This is a genomic window from Bradyrhizobium sp. R2.2-H (assembly GCF_004346455.1).
Taxonomy (GTDB): Bacteria; Pseudomonadota; Alphaproteobacteria; order Rhizobiales; family Xanthobacteraceae; genus Bradyrhizobium; species Bradyrhizobium diversitatis.
Genome location: NZ_SMBR01000018.1, coordinates 39,949 through 56,273, shown reverse-complemented (window position 1 = coordinate 56,273; position 16,325 = coordinate 39,949). Strand labels below are relative to the sequence as shown.

At 64.7% G+C, this 16,325-nt stretch carries 14 protein-coding genes; 10 read left to right on the top strand and 4 right to left on the bottom strand.

Annotation, left to right across the window (positions count from 1 at the left end; genetic code table 11):
• Positions 1–10: 10 nt before the first annotated feature.
• Positions 11–916, bottom strand: a complete 906-nt coding sequence (locus tag EDE08_RS33415) for a helix-turn-helix domain-containing protein (protein ID WP_131873723.1) — start codon at positions 914–916, stop codon at positions 11–13.
• A 50-nt stretch (positions 917–966) separates the two neighbouring features.
• Between EDE08_RS33415 and pobA the strand changes: the two genes are divergently transcribed.
• Entirely contained in the window at positions 967–2,139 is a 1,173-nt protein-coding gene (gene pobA / locus EDE08_RS33410) for a 4-hydroxybenzoate 3-monooxygenase (RefSeq protein WP_131873725.1), read from the top strand.
• Positions 2,140–2,439: 300 nt separating this feature from the next.
• Here the strand turns inward: pobA and EDE08_RS33405 are convergent, their stop codons facing one another.
• The 3 genes from EDE08_RS33405 to EDE08_RS33395 all read right to left on the bottom strand — a co-directional run bounded on the left by EDE08_RS33405 (position 2,440) and on the right by EDE08_RS33395 (position 6,603).
• A complete protein-coding gene (locus tag EDE08_RS33405) occupies positions 2,440–4,590 on the bottom strand; it encodes an adenylate/guanylate cyclase domain-containing protein (RefSeq protein ID WP_131873727.1) in 2,151 nt (716 codons plus the stop codon).
• A gap of 19 nt (positions 4,591–4,609) precedes the next feature.
• Positions 4,610–5,278: a hypothetical protein gene (locus tag EDE08_RS33400; RefSeq protein WP_165936312.1), complete on the bottom strand. Its 669-nt coding sequence runs from the start codon at positions 5,276–5,278 to the stop codon at positions 4,610–4,612.
• Positions 5,279–5,523: 245 nt separating this feature from the next.
• On the bottom strand, positions 5,524–6,603 hold the full coding sequence (locus EDE08_RS33395) for an HD domain-containing phosphohydrolase (protein WP_131873813.1): 1,080 nt from the start codon (positions 6,601–6,603) through the stop codon (positions 5,524–5,526).
• A gap of 249 nt (positions 6,604–6,852) precedes the next feature.
• Between EDE08_RS33395 and EDE08_RS33390 the strand changes: the two genes are divergently transcribed.
• The 9 genes from EDE08_RS33390 (at position 6,853) to EDE08_RS33350 (ending at position 16,322) form a co-directional block, all read left to right on the top strand.
• Complete coding sequence (locus EDE08_RS33390) at positions 6,853–7,176, top strand: STAS domain-containing protein (RefSeq protein ID WP_131873730.1); 324 nt, start codon at positions 6,853–6,855, stop codon at positions 7,174–7,176.
• On the top strand, positions 7,176–7,541 hold the full coding sequence (locus EDE08_RS33385) for a response regulator (protein WP_061878761.1): 366 nt from the start codon (positions 7,176–7,178) through the stop codon (positions 7,539–7,541). Before EDE08_RS33390 ends, EDE08_RS33385 begins: the two co-directional genes overlap by 1 nt.
• The gene (locus tag EDE08_RS33380; protein ID WP_131873732.1) at positions 7,538–9,613 is read left to right on the top strand and encodes a chemotaxis protein CheA; all 2,076 of its coding nucleotides are present in this window, start codon (positions 7,538–7,540) and stop codon (positions 9,611–9,613) included. Before EDE08_RS33385 ends, EDE08_RS33380 begins: the two co-directional genes overlap by 4 nt.
• Positions 9,613–10,074: a chemotaxis protein CheW gene (locus EDE08_RS33375; RefSeq protein WP_165936311.1), complete on the top strand. Its 462-nt coding sequence runs from the start codon at positions 9,613–9,615 to the stop codon at positions 10,072–10,074. Before EDE08_RS33380 ends, EDE08_RS33375 begins: the two co-directional genes overlap by 1 nt.
• 37 nt (positions 10,075–10,111) lie before the next feature.
• Complete coding sequence (locus tag EDE08_RS33370) at positions 10,112–11,812, top strand: methyl-accepting chemotaxis protein (protein ID WP_131873736.1); 1,701 nt, start codon at positions 10,112–10,114, stop codon at positions 11,810–11,812.
• 66 nt (positions 11,813–11,878) lie between these two features.
• Positions 11,879–12,367 carry a chemotaxis protein CheW gene (locus EDE08_RS33365; RefSeq protein WP_131873738.1) on the top strand — a complete coding sequence of 163 codons (489 nt, stop codon included), beginning with the start codon at positions 11,879–11,881 and terminating at the stop codon, positions 12,365–12,367.
• A 56-nt stretch (positions 12,368–12,423) separates the two neighbouring features.
• Positions 12,424–14,226, top strand: coding sequence for a methyl-accepting chemotaxis protein (locus EDE08_RS33360; protein WP_131873740.1), 1,803 nt, complete (start codon positions 12,424–12,426; stop codon positions 14,224–14,226).
• A 133-nt stretch (positions 14,227–14,359) separates the two neighbouring features.
• Positions 14,360–15,214, top strand: a complete 855-nt coding sequence (locus EDE08_RS33355) for a CheR family methyltransferase (RefSeq protein ID WP_131873742.1) — start codon at positions 14,360–14,362, stop codon at positions 15,212–15,214.
• Between the two features lie 16 nt (positions 15,215–15,230).
• A complete protein-coding gene (locus tag EDE08_RS33350; protein ID WP_131873744.1) occupies positions 15,231–16,322 on the top strand; it encodes a protein-glutamate methylesterase/protein-glutamine glutaminase in 1,092 nt (363 codons plus the stop codon).
• Positions 16,323–16,325 lie beyond the last annotated feature (3 nt).

Sequence of the window (16,325 nt, the reverse complement as noted above, 5' to 3'; positions counted from 1 at the left end):
GTCCGGTGGTTCAGGCTTCGCCGTCATGCAGCTGCGCACGAAACGCGCGCGGCGACAATCCCGTGGCGGCAGCATAGACGCGGCTGAAATAGGCGGGGTCCTCGAAGCCGAGCGCGTAGGCGATCGTCGAGACCGGCAGGTTGGTGTAGACGAGGTTGCGCCGCGCCTCGCGGATCAGCCGGTTGAGGATCAGATGCGAGGCGGTGTCGCCGGTCGCCGCCCGCGTCACCCGGTTGAGGTGAGTGGGCGTGATCGACAGCGCGCCAGCGTAGTCCGCAACGCTCCAGCGCTCCAGATGGTGCTGTTCGAGCAGCGCCTCGAAGCGGCGGAATAGCCCGCTCTCTGCCGTGCCGTTGCCGCCGCTCTCGCCCGTGAGCGCGCGGGCCACGAGCCCGATCATGGCCGACGACAAGGCGCGGAGCACGTGCGCACGGCCGAAATCGCGGGCGGCGTGTTCGGCGAAGATCTGCTTCATGGTGGCGCGGATCTGCGGCGTGCCGCGCACCACGGCCGATCGCGACAGCGGGCCGCGCAGACCCTCGGCGGCAAGCAGCGCCTCGTCCAGAATCTCCGCGGCGATGGTCAGCACCCAGCCCTGGGTATTGGGCTCGAAGCGAAAGCCGTGGACGTGGCCGACAGGCACGTTGACGATCTGCATCGGCCTCAAGGGCACCACGCGTCCGTCGAGCGTCGCCTCGCCGCCGCCGCGCTCGATCAGCAGCACCTGGTGCAGCCGGGCATGGCGATGCACGGCCAGCGTCCAGTCGTGCAGCACCGAGCGCGACGCGATCGTCTCGCAATGCACGACGTCGGGCAGATCGCCGGATTCGCCGAACAGATTGTAGACCCGGATCGCCGGGGCGGGGGCTGCGCTTCTCATGTTCGAATAGTACAAGACAAAGGCAAAACCCTCCATCGGTTTGCAGCGCCCGATCTGCAAAAAAGTGCCGACGGGAGGATGTAAAAATGAAAGTTCAGGTCTGTATCATCGGCGGCGGGCCGTCCGGGTTGTTGCTGTCCCAGCTTCTGCACCTGAAGGGCATCGACACCATCGTGCTGGAGAAATACAGCCGCGATCACGTGCTCGCCCGCATCCGTGCCGGCGTGCTCGAGCACGGCTTTGCGAAGCTGATGCGCGAGGCCCAGTGCGGCGAGCGAATGGACCGCGAGGGGGAGATCCACCAGGGCTTCGAGATCGCCCATGATGGCGTGCTCTCCAAGATCGACCTGCACAAGCATTCCGGCGGCAATTCGGTGCTGGTCTACGGCCAGACCGAGCTGACGCGCGACCTCTACGAGGCGCGCGACCGGCTCGGCGGCAAGGTCGTGCACAATGCCGAGGACGTGACGCCACATGATCTGACGTCGGACCGGCCCTATGTGACGTACCGCTCGAACGGGGAGACGATCCGCATCGATTGCGACTACATCGTCGGCGCTGACGGTTTCCACGGCGTCAGCCGCAGGTCGATCCCGAAGGACGTGCTGCGTGAATATGAGAAGGTCTATCCGTTCGGCTGGCTCGGGGTGCTGTCGCGCACCAAGCCGGTGTCGCCCGAGCTGATCTATGTGAAGCACGAGCGCGGCTTCGCGCTCTGCTCGCTGCGCTCGCAGGTGCTGAGCCGCTACTACATCCAGGTGCCTTTGACCGACAAGGTGGAGGACTGGAGCGACGATGCGTTCTGGGCCGAGCTGAAGCGCCGCCTGCCGGAGCAGGTCGCCGGCCGTCTGATCACGGGACCCTCGATCGAGAAGAGCATCGCGCCGTTGCGCAGTTTCGTCGCCGAGCCGATGAGCTATGGCCGGCTGTTCCTCGCCGGCGATGCGGCCCACATCGTGCCGCCGACCGGCGCACGCGGACTGAACAGCGCCGCTTCCGACATCTACTATCTCTACCACGCCTTGCTCGCGCATTATCAGGGCGGCGACGATTCCGGTCTAAAAGGCTATTCCGCCAAGGCGCTCGCGCGGATCTGGAAAGCACAACGCTTCTCCTGGTGGATGACGATGCTGCTGCACCGTTTTCCCGACCGGCTCGAATACGAGGACCGGCTTCAGCAGACGGAGCTGGACTATCTGCTCTCGTCCGAGACGGCGCAGCGCCTGCTCGCGGAGAACTACGTGGGGCTGCCGTTCTAGCGCGGCGTCTCTTCACCCTCCCCTGGAGGGCAAGGCAATCGCATATGGATTTCACGGGGATTGTCCGCTGGCTTGCTCCGCCTCTCCCGCTTGCGGGAGAGGCCGACGCGCTCGCAGAGCGCGGCGGGTGAGGGCTCTCGCCACGCAGGGACGTCCTCAGTTAATCTCAATAATCCCAGCGCGGAGACACCCTCTCCCCAACCCTCCCCCGCAAGCGGGGGAGGGAGCCTAGTGCCGATGCCGCCGCACCGTGCGCACCATATGCGATTCCCCTGCCCTCCAGGGGAGGGTAAGAGGCCGCTACTTACCTTCCAGCGTATTGACCGGTGTCCAATCCGGCGGCGGCGGAGTCTCGGTCAGCACTTTCGCACGCTTGGCGAACCGAGCTGACGCAGGATCGATCTTCGCTACGCCGTCGAACGCATCAGCCGCCTTCGCAAACTCCCTCGCCCGCCAGCACGCCAGCCCTTCCGCATATGCCGCGGCAACCTTGGTCTGCTCGTCGTTCGCGGCGTCCTTCTCCGCCAGCGGCTCGAACACCCTGATCGACTCGCCGCGCCCCTGGACCCTGATCGCATCGAGCTCGCGCCAGGCGAAGGTATCGCCGGTCTGCGCCATCGTGGTTTCCGATGCCATGATCGCGGTGCCGTAATATTTGTTGGCGCCCTCGAGCCGCGAGGCGACGTTCACGGTGTCGCTCATCACGGTGTAGTTGAAACGGCGCCGCGAGCCGATATTGCCGACCACGGCTTCGCCGCTGTTGAGTCCGATGCGATGCGACAGGCCGTGGCCGGCGAAGGCGGGATGGCCGGCATTGAGCTCCGCCAGCTTCTCGTGGCACTTCAGCGCGGCACGAACCGCGTTGCGCGCGTGCGCGGGATCGTCGGCCGGCGCGCCGAACATGGCGACGATGGAATCGCCGATATATTTGTCGACGTAGCCGCCATGGCTTTCGATGATGTCGGTCATGGCGGAGAGATATTCGTTCATCAGCGTGACAAGCTCGACCGGCGTGATGGTCTCCGCGATCGAGGAGAAGCCGCTGAGATCGGAGAAGAACATCGTGACGTTGCGCATCTCGCCGCCGAGCGCCGGCATCTTGCCGGACGCCATCATGTTATCGATGACCTCGGGCGCGAGATAATAGGCAAAGCTCTTGCGGAGGAAGCGCTCGTCGCGATCGGCCAGCACGAACCGGTAGCCTATCATCATCGCCAGAGCGGCGAGGCTTGCCAGGGCCGGTTCGACGAGAGGCAGCGCCAGCGCATGCGCGAACGCACCGACGGCGAAGGCTGAGTAAACGGCAATGACGGCAAGCCAGGCGGTCACCGCACCGACCGGTGCAAGCATGCAGGCCGCGCAGGCGATGATCGCCGCGAGCGCAATCGTGAGAGCGGTCCGCGCGGCAAAGCCGGGCTCGGTCACCGCGTCTTGCTCGATCAGATTTCGGACCGCAGCGGCATGCACGAACACACCCGCGATGTCGCTACGGGCCTGCTGCGCGGTGCCGGCGCGGGCGGGCAGGGCGCAGCGTGGCGCGGGCGAGCCGTCATAACCACCGGACAATCGCATCGAGGTCAGCTTGCGGTCCTCGAAGTTGAGGATGGTGCCGAGCAATACCACCTTGCCGTCGAAGCTGCGGCGGAAGAAATCGTGATCGCCCTTCTCGGCGCAGGCGCGCAGGTCGGCGAAAGAATAGGTCGGGACGTCGCGGCCCAGGCCGCGAAAGTTGAGCGTCAGCGTATTGGGCTCCGCGCTCGGAATCGCGTAGCCGGACAGCTTCATCACGCCGGATGGGCCGATCGCGGGTTTGGCGCCGAGTGCCCGCGCGGCGAGCTCAACCGCCATCGCGGGCACCGGCTTGTCACCGATGGAGAAGGTAAGCGGCATCCGTCGGATCACGTCGTCGGGGTCGGTATGAACGTTGAGAGCGCGGATATTGTTCTTCACTGCCAGCTGCTGCGCGCGGTAGGGCCTCTCCGGATGGTCGTTGCTCAAGATTTCGCCGAGCACCAGCTTGCCGGTGTCGGAGATCTGCCGCAGGGCTATCAGGTAGTCCCGGTCAAAGCCCTTCATGCGCGTGCCGAGCGGCGCGTCGTCAAAGGAAATCTCGGATTGTTCGATCGAACTCGGAAAGATGACGTCGAAGCCGATCACCTTGGCCCCGCCCTCGGCGATGCTCCCGAGCACCCGGCCGATCTCGCGCGTCCAGGTCTGCGTCGGCGATCCCTTGAAGGGCGGGGTGTCGTAGGTCTCCCCGTCGATCGCCACCACGACGACCGGCGAGGTGGCGGGATCACGGCGATCGCCAATGACCTTGCCGCGCAGCGCCGTGAGGATGTCGAGGGAGAGACCTTGCAGCGTCTGAAGCGGCGGTGACGTGAAGACCGCGCCCGCAAGGAGCACAATCAGGATCGTCGCAACGATGTCCCGCCTGCCGATCCGCCGCATCGCGCCTTCGCGGAGCCGCCTATTCGAGCCGCAGCAGGCGGCCGACGATCGGCGTCGGCGATGACGTGGCGCTGGCGTCGATCTGGAAGGCGTAGCGCTTGGCGCCGAGAATGGCGAGATAGCTGCCGCCGGGCGTCAGCGACTTCCCGGCCTTGGCGAAGTCATAGAACTTGCCGCCGACCATGGTTTCGTTCCTGAGCGGCACGGTGATCGTGGGCTCCTTGCCGTCGGTGCGTTCGATCACCAGCGTGCTCCCGCTCCTGGCCTGCACCAGTGGTGCGACACCGTAGAGCGTCGGCAGCTTGGACGGGGCGCTCTTGGCGTCCGGCCCCACGCTGCGGAAGGACGTTGCGGCACTCTGGTTGGCCTGGCGCTCCGACAGTTTTGCCGCATTGGTATCGCAGGGCACCTTCTCCCGCTTGACCTCGCCCAGCTGTACGATGCTCTGCTCTGTGCCGACCAGAACGACGCCCTCGCTGATCGTCTCGCGCTCACACGATTTGAGGTAGCTGAGCGTGATGCTGGCCTTCGGTCCGAGCTTGATGATCTTGCCCGGCGCCACATAGTCCATGAACGCGATGCCGTCGACCTTGCCTTGAACGTCCTCGACGATCGCGGCAGGAGTCTGCGCCAAAGCGGGGGCGGCAAGGCAGAACGCGCCGACGAAGGCGCCGATCAGGCTTTTCATGGGAAGTCTCATCCAATTCGACGATGCTCTATCGGCCCGTCCCGGTTCGATGCTTACAGCAGGGTGCCCCAAGCAAGTGTGATCAAAATCACTCTTAGTTGTTGGTGCCACTCTAGCAGGAACAGGTTCAAACCGGCGACTAGAGAAAAAATGGAGCCGCGACAGGCTGTTGGCCGGCTGATCAGGTCACGCGGTCGGGGCGGCCCCGGCCGAACGGCCCTCGGTCGAACCGCTCTCCGCCGCACTCACTGCGACGGAGCGAGAGGGGCCTCGGTCCACTGAAAAGGAGTCGTCCGCTGGCCGGCGGCGATCTCGACCACCTCGTCCCAGCGCGACAGGAAGGCCTCAACGCAGGCTGGATCGAACTGCCGCCCCGCGTTCTCAGCCAGGTAATTGCGCGCCGCCTCGAGCGGCATCGGCTCCTTATATGGCCGCCGCGTCGTCAGGGCGTCGAAGACATCGGCAACTGCGACCACGCGCGCGGCGACCGGGATTTCATCCGCCTTGAGGCCGTTCGGATAGCCCGCGCCGTCCCAGCGCTCGTGATGGCCTGCGGCAATTTGCGCGCCGAGCTGGATCAGCTCGCAGCTGGAATCGGCCAGGATCCGCTCGCCGATCGTCGCATGCGTCCGGATCACCGCCATCTCGTCGTCGGTGAGCTTGCCCGGCTTGAGCAGGATGTTGTCGGGAATGGCGACCTTGCCCACGTCGTGCAGGGGAGCGGCCAGATAGATGTCGCGGCACAGCCGGGCCGGCAGGCCCAGCTGGTGGGCGATGATACGGCTGTACCTGGCGACCCGCAGCGTGTGCTCGCCGGTGTCGTTGTCGCGGTATTCGACCGCGAGCGCGAGTCGCAGGATGATCTCCTCCTCGCGCTCGCCGAGCTTTCGTGTTGCTGCTGCGACGTCGCTGGCCAGATGCGCAGCGCGGTCGTTGAGCTTGCGCACGGCTGCACCAAGCTGAATTAAATTCCGCAGGCGCACCGTCATCTCGAGGCTTTGCGGCTGCTTGGGCAGAAAATCGGTTGCACCGGCCTGCAGCGCTTCCATCTTGACGTCATCGGTCTGACGCGAGGTGATCATCGCGATCGGGATGTGGGTGCAGCCGGGAAGCCTGCGAAAGGCGCGGATGAAGCCGATGCCGTCCATATGCGGCATTTCGTAGTCGACCAGCACCAGATCGAAGGGGCGCTCCTGCGCGCAGGCCAGCGCCTCCACGGGATCGAGGAAGGTGGTGGCCTCGACCAGACCTTCAGCCTCGATGTGACGTTTCAGAAAGTTGAGGACGGAGCGGCTGTCATCAACCACGAGCGCTTGGGTCAGCATCGGTGGCCGGGGCTCTCTTCGCTGCAAAGACACGAACCCCAGCCATAGCCCAGGCGAATTTAACGCGAAGCAAACGGCCGCACGGATGTGCACGTCTCGATGACATCTCAGCAGGTTGTGCACGCCTGCGTACAGTTGCGCGAATTCCGAACGAGTGTCACCCGTAGTTGTACGGATGCCCGTGTTAGGGGTTTGCTCACTCGATTCGCGTCAAACGAGTGTCGGAATTCTAGCAAAGGCGGGGCAGCGATGGCGCTCAATCCGACGGAGCCGAAGTGGTCGTTGCGGTTACCCGCGGACTGCAGCATCGCAGCCATTCGCAGCGTCTATGAGCTCATTCGCGAGGCGTTCGGCCGCCAGGAGCGACTCGAGATCGACTGCTCCAGCGTCGACAAGGCCGACGTGACCTCGATCCAGCTTCTGCTGTCGACCGCCAGGACGGGCAAGGCCCAAGGCCGTCCGGTGGTGCTCACGTCATTCTCCCAATCTCTGCGCAACACCCTTCGCCGCGCCGGCTTCGCCAGCGAGGCGATGATCGATCAGCACTTCCCGCAAAAGAAAGATGGCACCTGATGGCCACGATTCTTACCGTCGACGATTCCCCCAGCATCCGGCAGATGATCAAGGTCGTGCTCGAGCCGGCCGGTCACAACGTGATCGAGGCGGGCGACGGCGCCCAGGGGCTCGCCAAGGCGCAAGCCGGCAAGCTCGATCTCGTCATCACCGATCTCAACATGCCCGTCATGAACGGGCTGGAGCTGATCCGCGCATTGCGCAAGCTGCCGAGCGCGGTCGGCATGCCCATCGTGTTCCTGACCACCGAATCCAACGACACGGTGAAGCAGGAAGCCAAGAGCGCCGGCGCTACCGGCTGGATCACCAAGCCCTTCAAGCCTGAGCAGTTGCTCGCCGTGGTCGCCAAGCTGGTGCGCGCATGAGTGCGATGGATCCGACCGAGATCTTCCGCCAGGAAGCCAGCGAGCTGTTCGAGGTTCTGGAAGGGGCCCTGCTCGACCTCGGTCAGCGTCCCGACGACCGCGAACTGGTCGATTCCGCCTTCCGCGCCCTGCATACTATCAAGGGATCGGGCGCCATGTTCGGCTTCGACAAGGTCGCCTCCTTCACCCACGAATTCGAGACCGCATTCGACCGCGTCCGCAAGGGCGAGATCAAGCCGACGCAGGAGCTGATCTCGGTCGCGCTCGCCGCCAAGGACTACATCCGCGCGCTGATCGAGGATCCGCAGTCGACCGACGACATCATCGGCGAAGCCATCCTCGACGACCTCAAGCGCTTCGTTTCGTTCGACCAGCCTGCCGCTCCCGCCGTTGAGATCGCCGAGGCGCCGCCGCTGGTCCCTAGTGAAAGCAAGCAGGCCGGCTGGCACCTCTATCTGGAGTTCGAATCCCACATCCTGCGCAACGGCTCGAATCCGCTCGACCTGTTGGAGGATCTCTGCAAGCTCGGTCCGTGCTTCGTCGTGCCTGTCACCGACGGCATCCCGTTCCTCGACGAGATGGAGCCGGAAGACTGCTATCTGAAGTGGGACGTCAAGCTGCACGCGGCCTGCGACAAGGACGCGATCGACGACGTCTTCATGTTCGTCCAGGACGAGTTGAAGCTCACGCTCTCGCCGCTCGAGCATGTCGAAGCGCCCGCGCCTGCACCGCTCTTTCAGCTCCTCGACGAGGAGCCGGCACCCATGGCCGAGACGCCTGCGCCCCCGGTCGAGCTTCCCGCCGCGCCGGTCGCCGAGCAGCCCGTCGTCAAGACCGAGCCCAAATCTGAACCGAGGCCGGAGCCGAAACCCGAAGCCAAGCGCGAAGAGCGCGGCATTGCCACCGTCCGCGTCCAGGCCGAACGCCTCGACGAGCTGATGGACCGCGTCGGCGAGCTCGTCATCGCCCAGGCGCGGCTGACCCAGCTCGCCGCCTCCGGCTCCGACCTCTCGATCAAGATGATCGCCGAGGAGATCGAGCGCCTTGCCTCGTCATTGCGCGACACCACGATGGGCGCCCGCATGGTGCCGATCGGCTCCTTGTTCGGCCGCTTCCGCCGCCTCGTGCACGATCTGTCGCGGGATCTGTCCAAGCCGGTCGAATTCGTCACCTCGGGCGAGGATACCGAGCTCGACAAGACCATGATCGAATGCCTGGCCGATCCGCTGGTGCACCTCATCCGCAATGCCATCGACCACGGCATCGAAGATAACGCCACGCGCGCTGCCAATGGCAAGACCGAGCAGGGCCGCATCGAGCTCGCCGCCGTGCATTCCGGCGCGCAGGTGCTGGTCACCGTGAAGGACAATGGCGGCGGCCTCAACACCGCGCGCATCCGCGCGAAGGCGGAAGAGCAGGGGCTGATCGCGGCCGGCGCCGTGCTGACCGATCACGAGATCCACCAATTCCTGTTCCATCCCGGCTTCTCGACCGCCCAGACCATCTCGGCGCTGTCGGGCCGCGGCGTCGGCATGGACGTGGTCAAACGCACCATCGAGAACATGCGCGGCTCGATCGATTTGTCGACCAGGCCGGGCCAGGGCACCACCGTGACGCTGCGCCTGCCGCTCACGCTCGCGATCATCGAGGGCCTCCTGATCCGCGTCGGCGAAGGCCGCTACATCATTCCGCTGCCGGCGGTTGAGGAGTGCGTCGAGCTGACGGCCGAGGACGAACGTTCGCGGGGCCGCAACTTCCTCAATGTGCGCGGCAATCTCGTCCCGTTCTTGCGGTTGCGCGAGATCATGTCTTCGACGGGTTCGCCCGACAAGCACCAGAAGACGATCATCATCTCTACAGGCGAGACCCGCGTCGGCCTCGTCGCCGACCAGATCATCGGCAACCACCAGACCGTGATCAAGTCGCTCTCCAAGCTGCACTCCGACGTCACGATTTTCTCCGGCGCGACGATTCTCGGTGACGGCACGGCGGCTCTGATCCTCGATGTCGCGCAGCTGGTCCAGCTGGCGCAGTCGAAGGTCGAGAAGCAGCATATCAGCGAGGCGGCGTGATGGACGGGAATTTGGCCAGCGAGCATCAGAGCGGCGCAATGCAGGTCGTGATGATCGGCCTCGGCGAGGAGAAGTTTGCACTCGACGCCGGTCTCGTGCGCGAGATCATCGATCCCGTCCCCGTCACCAAGGTGGCGGGTGCGCGCGCCTTCGTTCCCAGCGTGATCAACGTGCGCGGTAACGTCATCCCGCTTGCCGATCTGCGCATCCGCTTCGGCATGCCGCAGCTCGACAATTCGGCCGACACACGCATCGTCGTCATCGAGCTCGATTTCGACGGCGAACCGGTTCTGGTCGGCCTCACCGCCGACAAGGTCTACGAGGTCACGGAGATCGCGCAGACCGACGTGCAGCAGACGCCGCGCGTCGGCATGCACTGGAAGCCGGAGTTCATTCGCTTCATCGCGAAGTGGCGTGAAGAGTTCGTCATCGTTCCCAACATGGAACGCATTCTGAATTGAAATGAGGTCTCGGGCGAGACTTGGGTAGGGGCTGGAAATGAGATTTACCGTCAAGGCAAAGCTGGCCAGTGCGTTCGGCTTGATCATCGTCCTGTCGGGAGTGGCGGGCGGCGTGGCCTACTTGAAGCTCGGCGACATGATGGCGACCGCTGACACCATGGTCCTGCGTGCAAACCGGATGGAGAAGGCAACGCAGATCGAAAAGGACATCCTGCTTCAGCTTCGCGCGGAAAAGAATTCGATCCTCGCCACCGAGGCGCAGACCGAACAGTTTGCCGCCGAGGCAGCCAGACTTCGCGAGCACGTGACGAAGACCAAGGATGAAGTCTACGCGCTGGCGAGCGAGGGAGGCCGGAAGCTGCTCGACAGCTTTGCAGCCACATACGCGAAGATGAATACGTATCAGGAAGAGACGATTCGGCTGGCGAAGACAGACAAGACGAAAGCTACCGAGCGTTCGACAGGCGACGGCCGGAAGGCCGTCGCAGATGCGATGGAGGCGATGGGTGCCTACGTCGTCAACACGAAGAAGCAGCTGGCCGAGCAGGCTGTCCAGTCCAAGGCAGAGGGGCATCAGGCCCAGTTTCTGCTGATGACGTTGATCGCCATCTCGCTGGCGGTTGCGATCGGGGCGGCGCTGTGGATCTCCATCTCGATCAGCCGCTCGCTCGGACGAGCGGTCGGCCTTGCGGGCGCCGTGGCGGACGGCGATCTCAGCCAGACCATTCCCTCGGCGAGCAACGATGAGATCGGAGATCTCGTCAGGTCGTTGAACGTGATGGTCGAGAAGCTCCGGCAGATCGTCACTGAAGCGATCACGGCGGCGCAGAACGTTTCCGCCGGGAGCCAGGAGCTCTCCGCCAGCGCCGAGCAGCTCTCCCAGGGCGCGACCGAGCAGGCCTCGTCGGCCGAGGAAGCCTCCTCTTCGATGGAGGAAATGGCCTCCAACGTGAAGCAGAACGCCGACAACGCCAACCAGACCGAGAAGATTGCGACGCAATCGGCCAAGGACGCCGAAGCCAGCGGTGTCGCCGTCGGTCGTGCCGTCGAGGCGATGCAGACCATCGCCGAGAAGATCACGATCGTGCAGGAGATCGCGCGCCAGACCGACCTGCTCGCGCTCAACGCGGCGGTGGAAGCGGCGCGCGCAGGCGAGCACGGCAAGGGCTTTGCGGTGGTCGCTTCCGAGGTGCGCAAGCTCGCCGAGCGCAGCCAGGCGGCCGCGGCAGACATCGGCACGCTCTCGACCGAGAGCGTCAAGGTCGCGCAAGAGGCGGGCCAAATGCTGTCCAAGCTCGTGCCCGACATCAAGAAGACCGCGGAACTGGTGCAGGAGATCACCGCGGCCTGCCGCGAGCAGGACGTGGGCTCGGCCCAGATCAACCAGGCGATCCAGCAGCTCGACAAGGTCGGCCAGCAGAACGCCAGCGCATCCGAGCAGGTGTCCTCGACCTCGGAGGAGCTCGCCTCGCAAGCCGAGCAGCTCCAGTCCACGATCTCGTTCTTCCGGATCGAGCACGCGGCACGCAAGGCGATTGCCGCGGCCGAGCCGATCGACCGCGCCGTCGGTCAACTCCGGGCCAAGGCTGCGCACATGGCGGCTGTGGATCGCGAGACGAAGAAGCCGGCCCCCGTCCGCAAACCGGCACGCGCGATGAAGGTCGCCGGTGGCGGTGGTGGCTTCGCCTTCGACATGCACGACGGCGAAGACGACCGCGACGCCGACTTCCAGCGCTGATCAGCAGGTCCGGCCTTTATGCCGGACCGCATTCATTTGCCAACCTTCGGATCATTGGACTGCATCATGGCCGCAACCTCGCAATATCTGACGCTCGGGCTCGCCGGCGAGACGTTCGGCATCAGCATCCGCAATGTCCGGGAGATCCTCGATATGCGGCCGATCTCTCGGCTTCCGCACGCCCCGAACTTCCTGCTCGGCATGATCGACGTGCGCGGCAGCGGCTATCCGATCGTCGACCTCAGGACCAAGCTCGGCCTGCCGGGCGTGCCGGCCACCGAAGCCACCCGTATCATCATCCTCGACGTGCCGATGAAAGGCCGCCTGGTCGGCGTCGGCTTCGTCGCCGACTGCGTGTTCGAGGTCACCGATATCGACGAACAGGCGATCGAGCCCATCCCCGAGATCGGCGGTAGATGGCAATCCGATTATGCCTCCGGTATCGGCCGCAAGGGCGAGAAGTTCGTCGTCATCTTCGACCTCGCCAGGCTGATGGCGAACGACAGTATCCCGGAAGGGCGCGATGCCGGCGCGGACGCACCGCGCGCCGCCTGAGTAAGAGTGAAGCGTGATCACGCGTAAACACCCCAATTCGAACCAACGAGACTGACATGAGATTCACCGTCAAAGCCAAACTTGCCACCGCCTTCGGCGTCGTCATCCTGCTGTCCATGATCGCCGGCGGCGTCGCGTATCTGAAGCTGAACGACATGGTCGCGACGGCCGAGCATCTGTCTGCCCGTGCCGGCCGGCTGGCCAAGGTTGGTGAGCTTCAGGAGGCCGTCCTGCTTCAGGTGCGGGCCGAGAAGAACACTATCCTCGCGGCGGAAGCCGACCAGGACAAGTTCATCAGCCAGATCGCCCAACTGCGCGAACGTGCGATGAAGGTAAAGGACGAGGTCTATTCCAGCGCGAGCGAGACCGGCAGGAAAATGATCGAGACTTTCGCCGTTGCCTACGCGAACTCCAACGCGGTACAGGACCAGACGCTTGCGCTGGCCAAACAGGACAAGGCCAAGGCGACCGAGCGGTCGATGACCGAGGGCCTGAAGGCCTCCACGCCGGCACTCACTGCGGCGAGCGACTACATCAACTATGTGAAGAAGCAGATGGCCGCGGAGAGCGAGCAGGCCAAAGTCGACGGCAGCCGCGCCACCCTGATTCTCATTTCCCTGATCCTCGTGTCGCTCGTCATCGCCATCGCTGCGGCGGTCTGGATGGCTCTGAATATCAGCCGCTCGCTTTCCAGTGCGGTCGGCCTTGCCGATGCGGTGGCGATCGGCGATCTCAGCCAAAAGATCGATTCGTTCAGCAATGACGAGATCGGCGACCTCATCAAGTCGCTGAATGCGATGACGGTCAACCTCAATCAGACCGCGTCCATAGCCAACGAGATTGCGCAGGGCAACCTCACGGTCGAAGCCAAGCCGCTGTCGGACAAGGATACGCTGGGCCTGGCACTCGAGCGCATGGTGGAGAAGCTTCGGCAGATCGTCGCGGAAGCCCTCACCGCCGCCCAGAACGTCTCCGCCGGCAGCCAGGAACTCTCCGCGAGCGCCGAGCAGCTCTCGCAGGGCGCGACCGAACAGGCCTCCTCTGCCGAAGAAGCCTCCTCCTCGATGGAGGAGATGGCCTCGAACGTGAAGCAGAACGCCGACAACGCCAACCAGACCGAGAAGATCGCCGCGCAGTCGGCCAAGGATGCGGAAGCCTCCGGCGCAGCCGTCGGCCGCGCCGTCAGCGCGATGCAGACCATCGCCGAGAAGATCACGATCGTGCAGGAGATCGCGCGTCAGACCGATCTGCTCGCGCTCAACGCCGCAGTGGAAGCCGCGCGCGCAGGCGAGCACGGCAAGGGTTTTGCGGTGGTCGCCTCCGAGGTGCGCAAGCTCGCCGAACGCAGCCAGGCGGCAGCGGCCGAGATCGGCACGCTCTCGACCGACACCGTCAAGGTGGCGCAGGAGGCCGGCGCCATGCTGTCAAAGCTCGTTCCCGACATCAAGAAGACCGCCGAGCTCGTCGAGGAGATCACCGCCGCCTGCCGCGAGCAGGATGTCGGTTCGGCGCAGATCAACCAGGCGATCCAGCAGCTCGACAAGGTCGGCCAGCAGAACGCCAGCGCATCCGAGCAGGTGTCCTCGACCTCGGAGGAGCTCGCCTCGCAGGCCGAGCAGCTCCAGTCGACCATCGCCTACTTCCGCATCGAGCAGGGTGGAAAGAGTCATGCCGCCGCGCCGATCGACCGGGCAGTGAATCAGCTGCGGGCCAAGGCGGCCACCATGGCGGCGGTCGAACGTCCGGCGAGGAAGCCGCCGGCCAAGCCGGCGCGCGCCGCGAAGGTTGCCGGCGGCGGCGGTTTCGCGTTCGACATGAACGACGGCGAGGACGATCGGGACGCGGATTTCCAGCGCTAGGATTCTGACGGATCGGCCCCCCATCGGCGGGCCGATCCGTCTTCGGCAATTTTAGTTAAAGTGTAGGATTCAAGATGCTCCGTATGGCCGGTTATGCAATGCAGGCGGCCGTCCCGGACGGGAGCCGCCGGCCATGATGCCTGCCATGCAGGATACGGCCGTGCACCTGTCCGACCGCCACTTTCGGACCATCGCCGAATTGATCGAGGGCCAGGTCGGCATCAAGCTGCCGCAAGGCAAGCGGCTGATGCTGGAGGGGCGGCTGCACAAGCGCGTGCGCGCGCTGAATTTCTCCGACCTCAATGAATATGTCGAGAACCTGTTCGAGGCGGACCATTTCGACACCGAGCTCACTCATCTCATCGATGTGGTGACGACCAACAAGACCGACTTCTTCCGCGAGCCGCAGCACTTCACTTTCCTGCGCGAGATTGCGGTTCCCGCCCTGCTCAAGGCGCGTGGACGGAGAAACGCGAATCTGAAGATCTGGAGCTCGGCGAGCTCGACCGGCATGGAGGCCTACACGACCGCGATGGTGCTGGACGACATGACGCGGACCGGCTCGCGCTTCCAGTACCGCATCCTCGGGACCGACATCTCGACCGCAGTGCTGCGCCTCGCCAGGACGGCGATCTACAGCCGCGACGTGCTCGCCCCGGTGCCGGAGCAGTTCGTGAAACGGTATTTTTCGTCGTCGCGCGACAAGTCGCGCGGCGAAGTGCGGATCGTACCCGAGCTACGGCGCATGACGCACTTCATGAGGATGAACCTCATGGACAAGTCCTATCCCGTCGACCGTGACGTCGATATCATCTTCTGCCGCAACGTCCTGATCTATTTCGAGCGCGAGACCCAGCGCAAGGTGGTGGAGCAATTGTGCAGCCATCTGCGTCCGGGCGGCTATCTGCTGGTCGGGCATTCGGAATCGATGATTCACAGTGCCGTGCCTGGGCTGAAGCAGGTTCAGCCAACCATCTTCCAGGTCTAGCCGGAGCGCAACCAGAATGCCGAAGGAGAAAGTTCGCGTGCTGATCGTGGACGATTCGGCGTCGGTGCGCCAAATCCTGCTGACGATCCTGAGTGAAGATCCCGAGATCGAGGTGATGGCGACCGCGTCCGATCCGTTCGTGGCGGCCAAGCGGCTCGAGAAGGAGCTGCCTGACGTCATCATCCTCGACCTCGAAATGCCGCGCATGGACGGCATGACCTTCCTGCGCAAGATCATGGCGCAACGTCCGATACCGGTGATCATCTGCTCCTCGCTGACCGAGGAGGGCTCGAACGTGATGTTCGAGGCGTTCGAGGCGGGTGCAGTCGACATCGTGCCGAAGCCGAAGATCGACACGCGCCAGGCGCTGCTCGAATGCTCCACCCGGCTGCGTGAGGCAGTGAAGTCGGCCGCCCGCGCCCGGGTACGCCCGCGTGCGGAGCGTCGCGCAATCGAGAAGAAGCTGACCGCCGATGCCATCATCCCGCCGCCGGTGCAGGGCAAGGTTCGGCCGACCACGGAACGCATCGTGTGCATCGGTGCCTCGACGGGCGGCACCGAAGCGCTCAACGACGTCCTCGAGATGCTGCCACTGCACTGTCCGCCCATCGTCATCGTCCAGCACATGCCGGCAGGCTTCACCGCAGCCTTTGCCAGGCGTCTCGACGGCGTCTGCCAGATCCGGGTCAAGGAGGCCGAGGACGGCGAACCGGTGCTGCCGGGTTGCGCCTATATCGCGCCGGGTGCCCGCCACATGCTGCTTCAGCGCATCGGCCTGCGCTACCAGATCGCGATCAAGGATGGGCCGCCGGTGTCCCGGCATCGCCCGTCCGTCGACGTGTTGTTCCGTTCGGCGGCCCAACATGCCGGCGCCAACGCGCTCGGCGTGATCATGACCGGCATGGGCGATGACGGTGCGCGCGGAATGCTGGAGATGCGCAAGCTCGGCGCCTCGACGCGGGCTCAGGATGAAGAGAGTTGCGTGGTGTTCGGCATGCCCAAGGAAGCCATCGCCCATGGCGGCGTCGAGAAGGTCGTATCGCTGAATCATATCCCGCGCGAAATCATGCTCTGGTATCAGACCGGGCACGTTGCGGTGGCAGGTTGAGCG

Coding starts and splice junctions, on each gene's coding strand:
- EDE08_RS33415 (WP_131873723.1), bottom strand. CDS start 916: ATGGAGGGTTTTGCCTTTGTCTTGTACTATTCGAACATGAGAAGCGCA.
- pobA (WP_131873725.1), top strand. CDS start 967: ATGAAAGTTCAGGTCTGTATCATCGGCGGCGGGCCGTCCGGGTTGTTG.
- EDE08_RS33405 (WP_131873727.1), bottom strand. CDS start 4,590: ATGCGGCGGATCGGCAGGCGGGACATCGTTGCGACGATCCTGATTGTG.
- EDE08_RS33400 (WP_165936312.1), bottom strand. CDS start 5,278: ATGAAAAGCCTGATCGGCGCCTTCGTCGGCGCGTTCTGCCTTGCCGCC.
- EDE08_RS33395 (WP_131873813.1), bottom strand. CDS start 6,603: ATGCTGACCCAAGCGCTCGTGGTTGATGACAGCCGCTCCGTCCTCAAC.
- EDE08_RS33390 (WP_131873730.1), top strand. CDS start 6,853: ATGGCGCTCAATCCGACGGAGCCGAAGTGGTCGTTGCGGTTACCCGCG.
- EDE08_RS33385 (WP_061878761.1), top strand. CDS start 7,176: ATGGCCACGATTCTTACCGTCGACGATTCCCCCAGCATCCGGCAGATG.
- EDE08_RS33380 (WP_131873732.1), top strand. CDS start 7,538: ATGAGTGCGATGGATCCGACCGAGATCTTCCGCCAGGAAGCCAGCGAG.
- EDE08_RS33375 (WP_165936311.1), top strand. CDS start 9,613: ATGGACGGGAATTTGGCCAGCGAGCATCAGAGCGGCGCAATGCAGGTC.
- EDE08_RS33370 (WP_131873736.1), top strand. CDS start 10,112: ATGAGATTTACCGTCAAGGCAAAGCTGGCCAGTGCGTTCGGCTTGATC.
- EDE08_RS33365 (WP_131873738.1), top strand. CDS start 11,879: ATGGCCGCAACCTCGCAATATCTGACGCTCGGGCTCGCCGGCGAGACG.
- EDE08_RS33360 (WP_131873740.1), top strand. CDS start 12,424: ATGAGATTCACCGTCAAAGCCAAACTTGCCACCGCCTTCGGCGTCGTC.
- EDE08_RS33355 (WP_131873742.1), top strand. CDS start 14,360: ATGATGCCTGCCATGCAGGATACGGCCGTGCACCTGTCCGACCGCCAC.
- EDE08_RS33350 (WP_131873744.1), top strand. CDS start 15,231: ATGCCGAAGGAGAAAGTTCGCGTGCTGATCGTGGACGATTCGGCGTCG.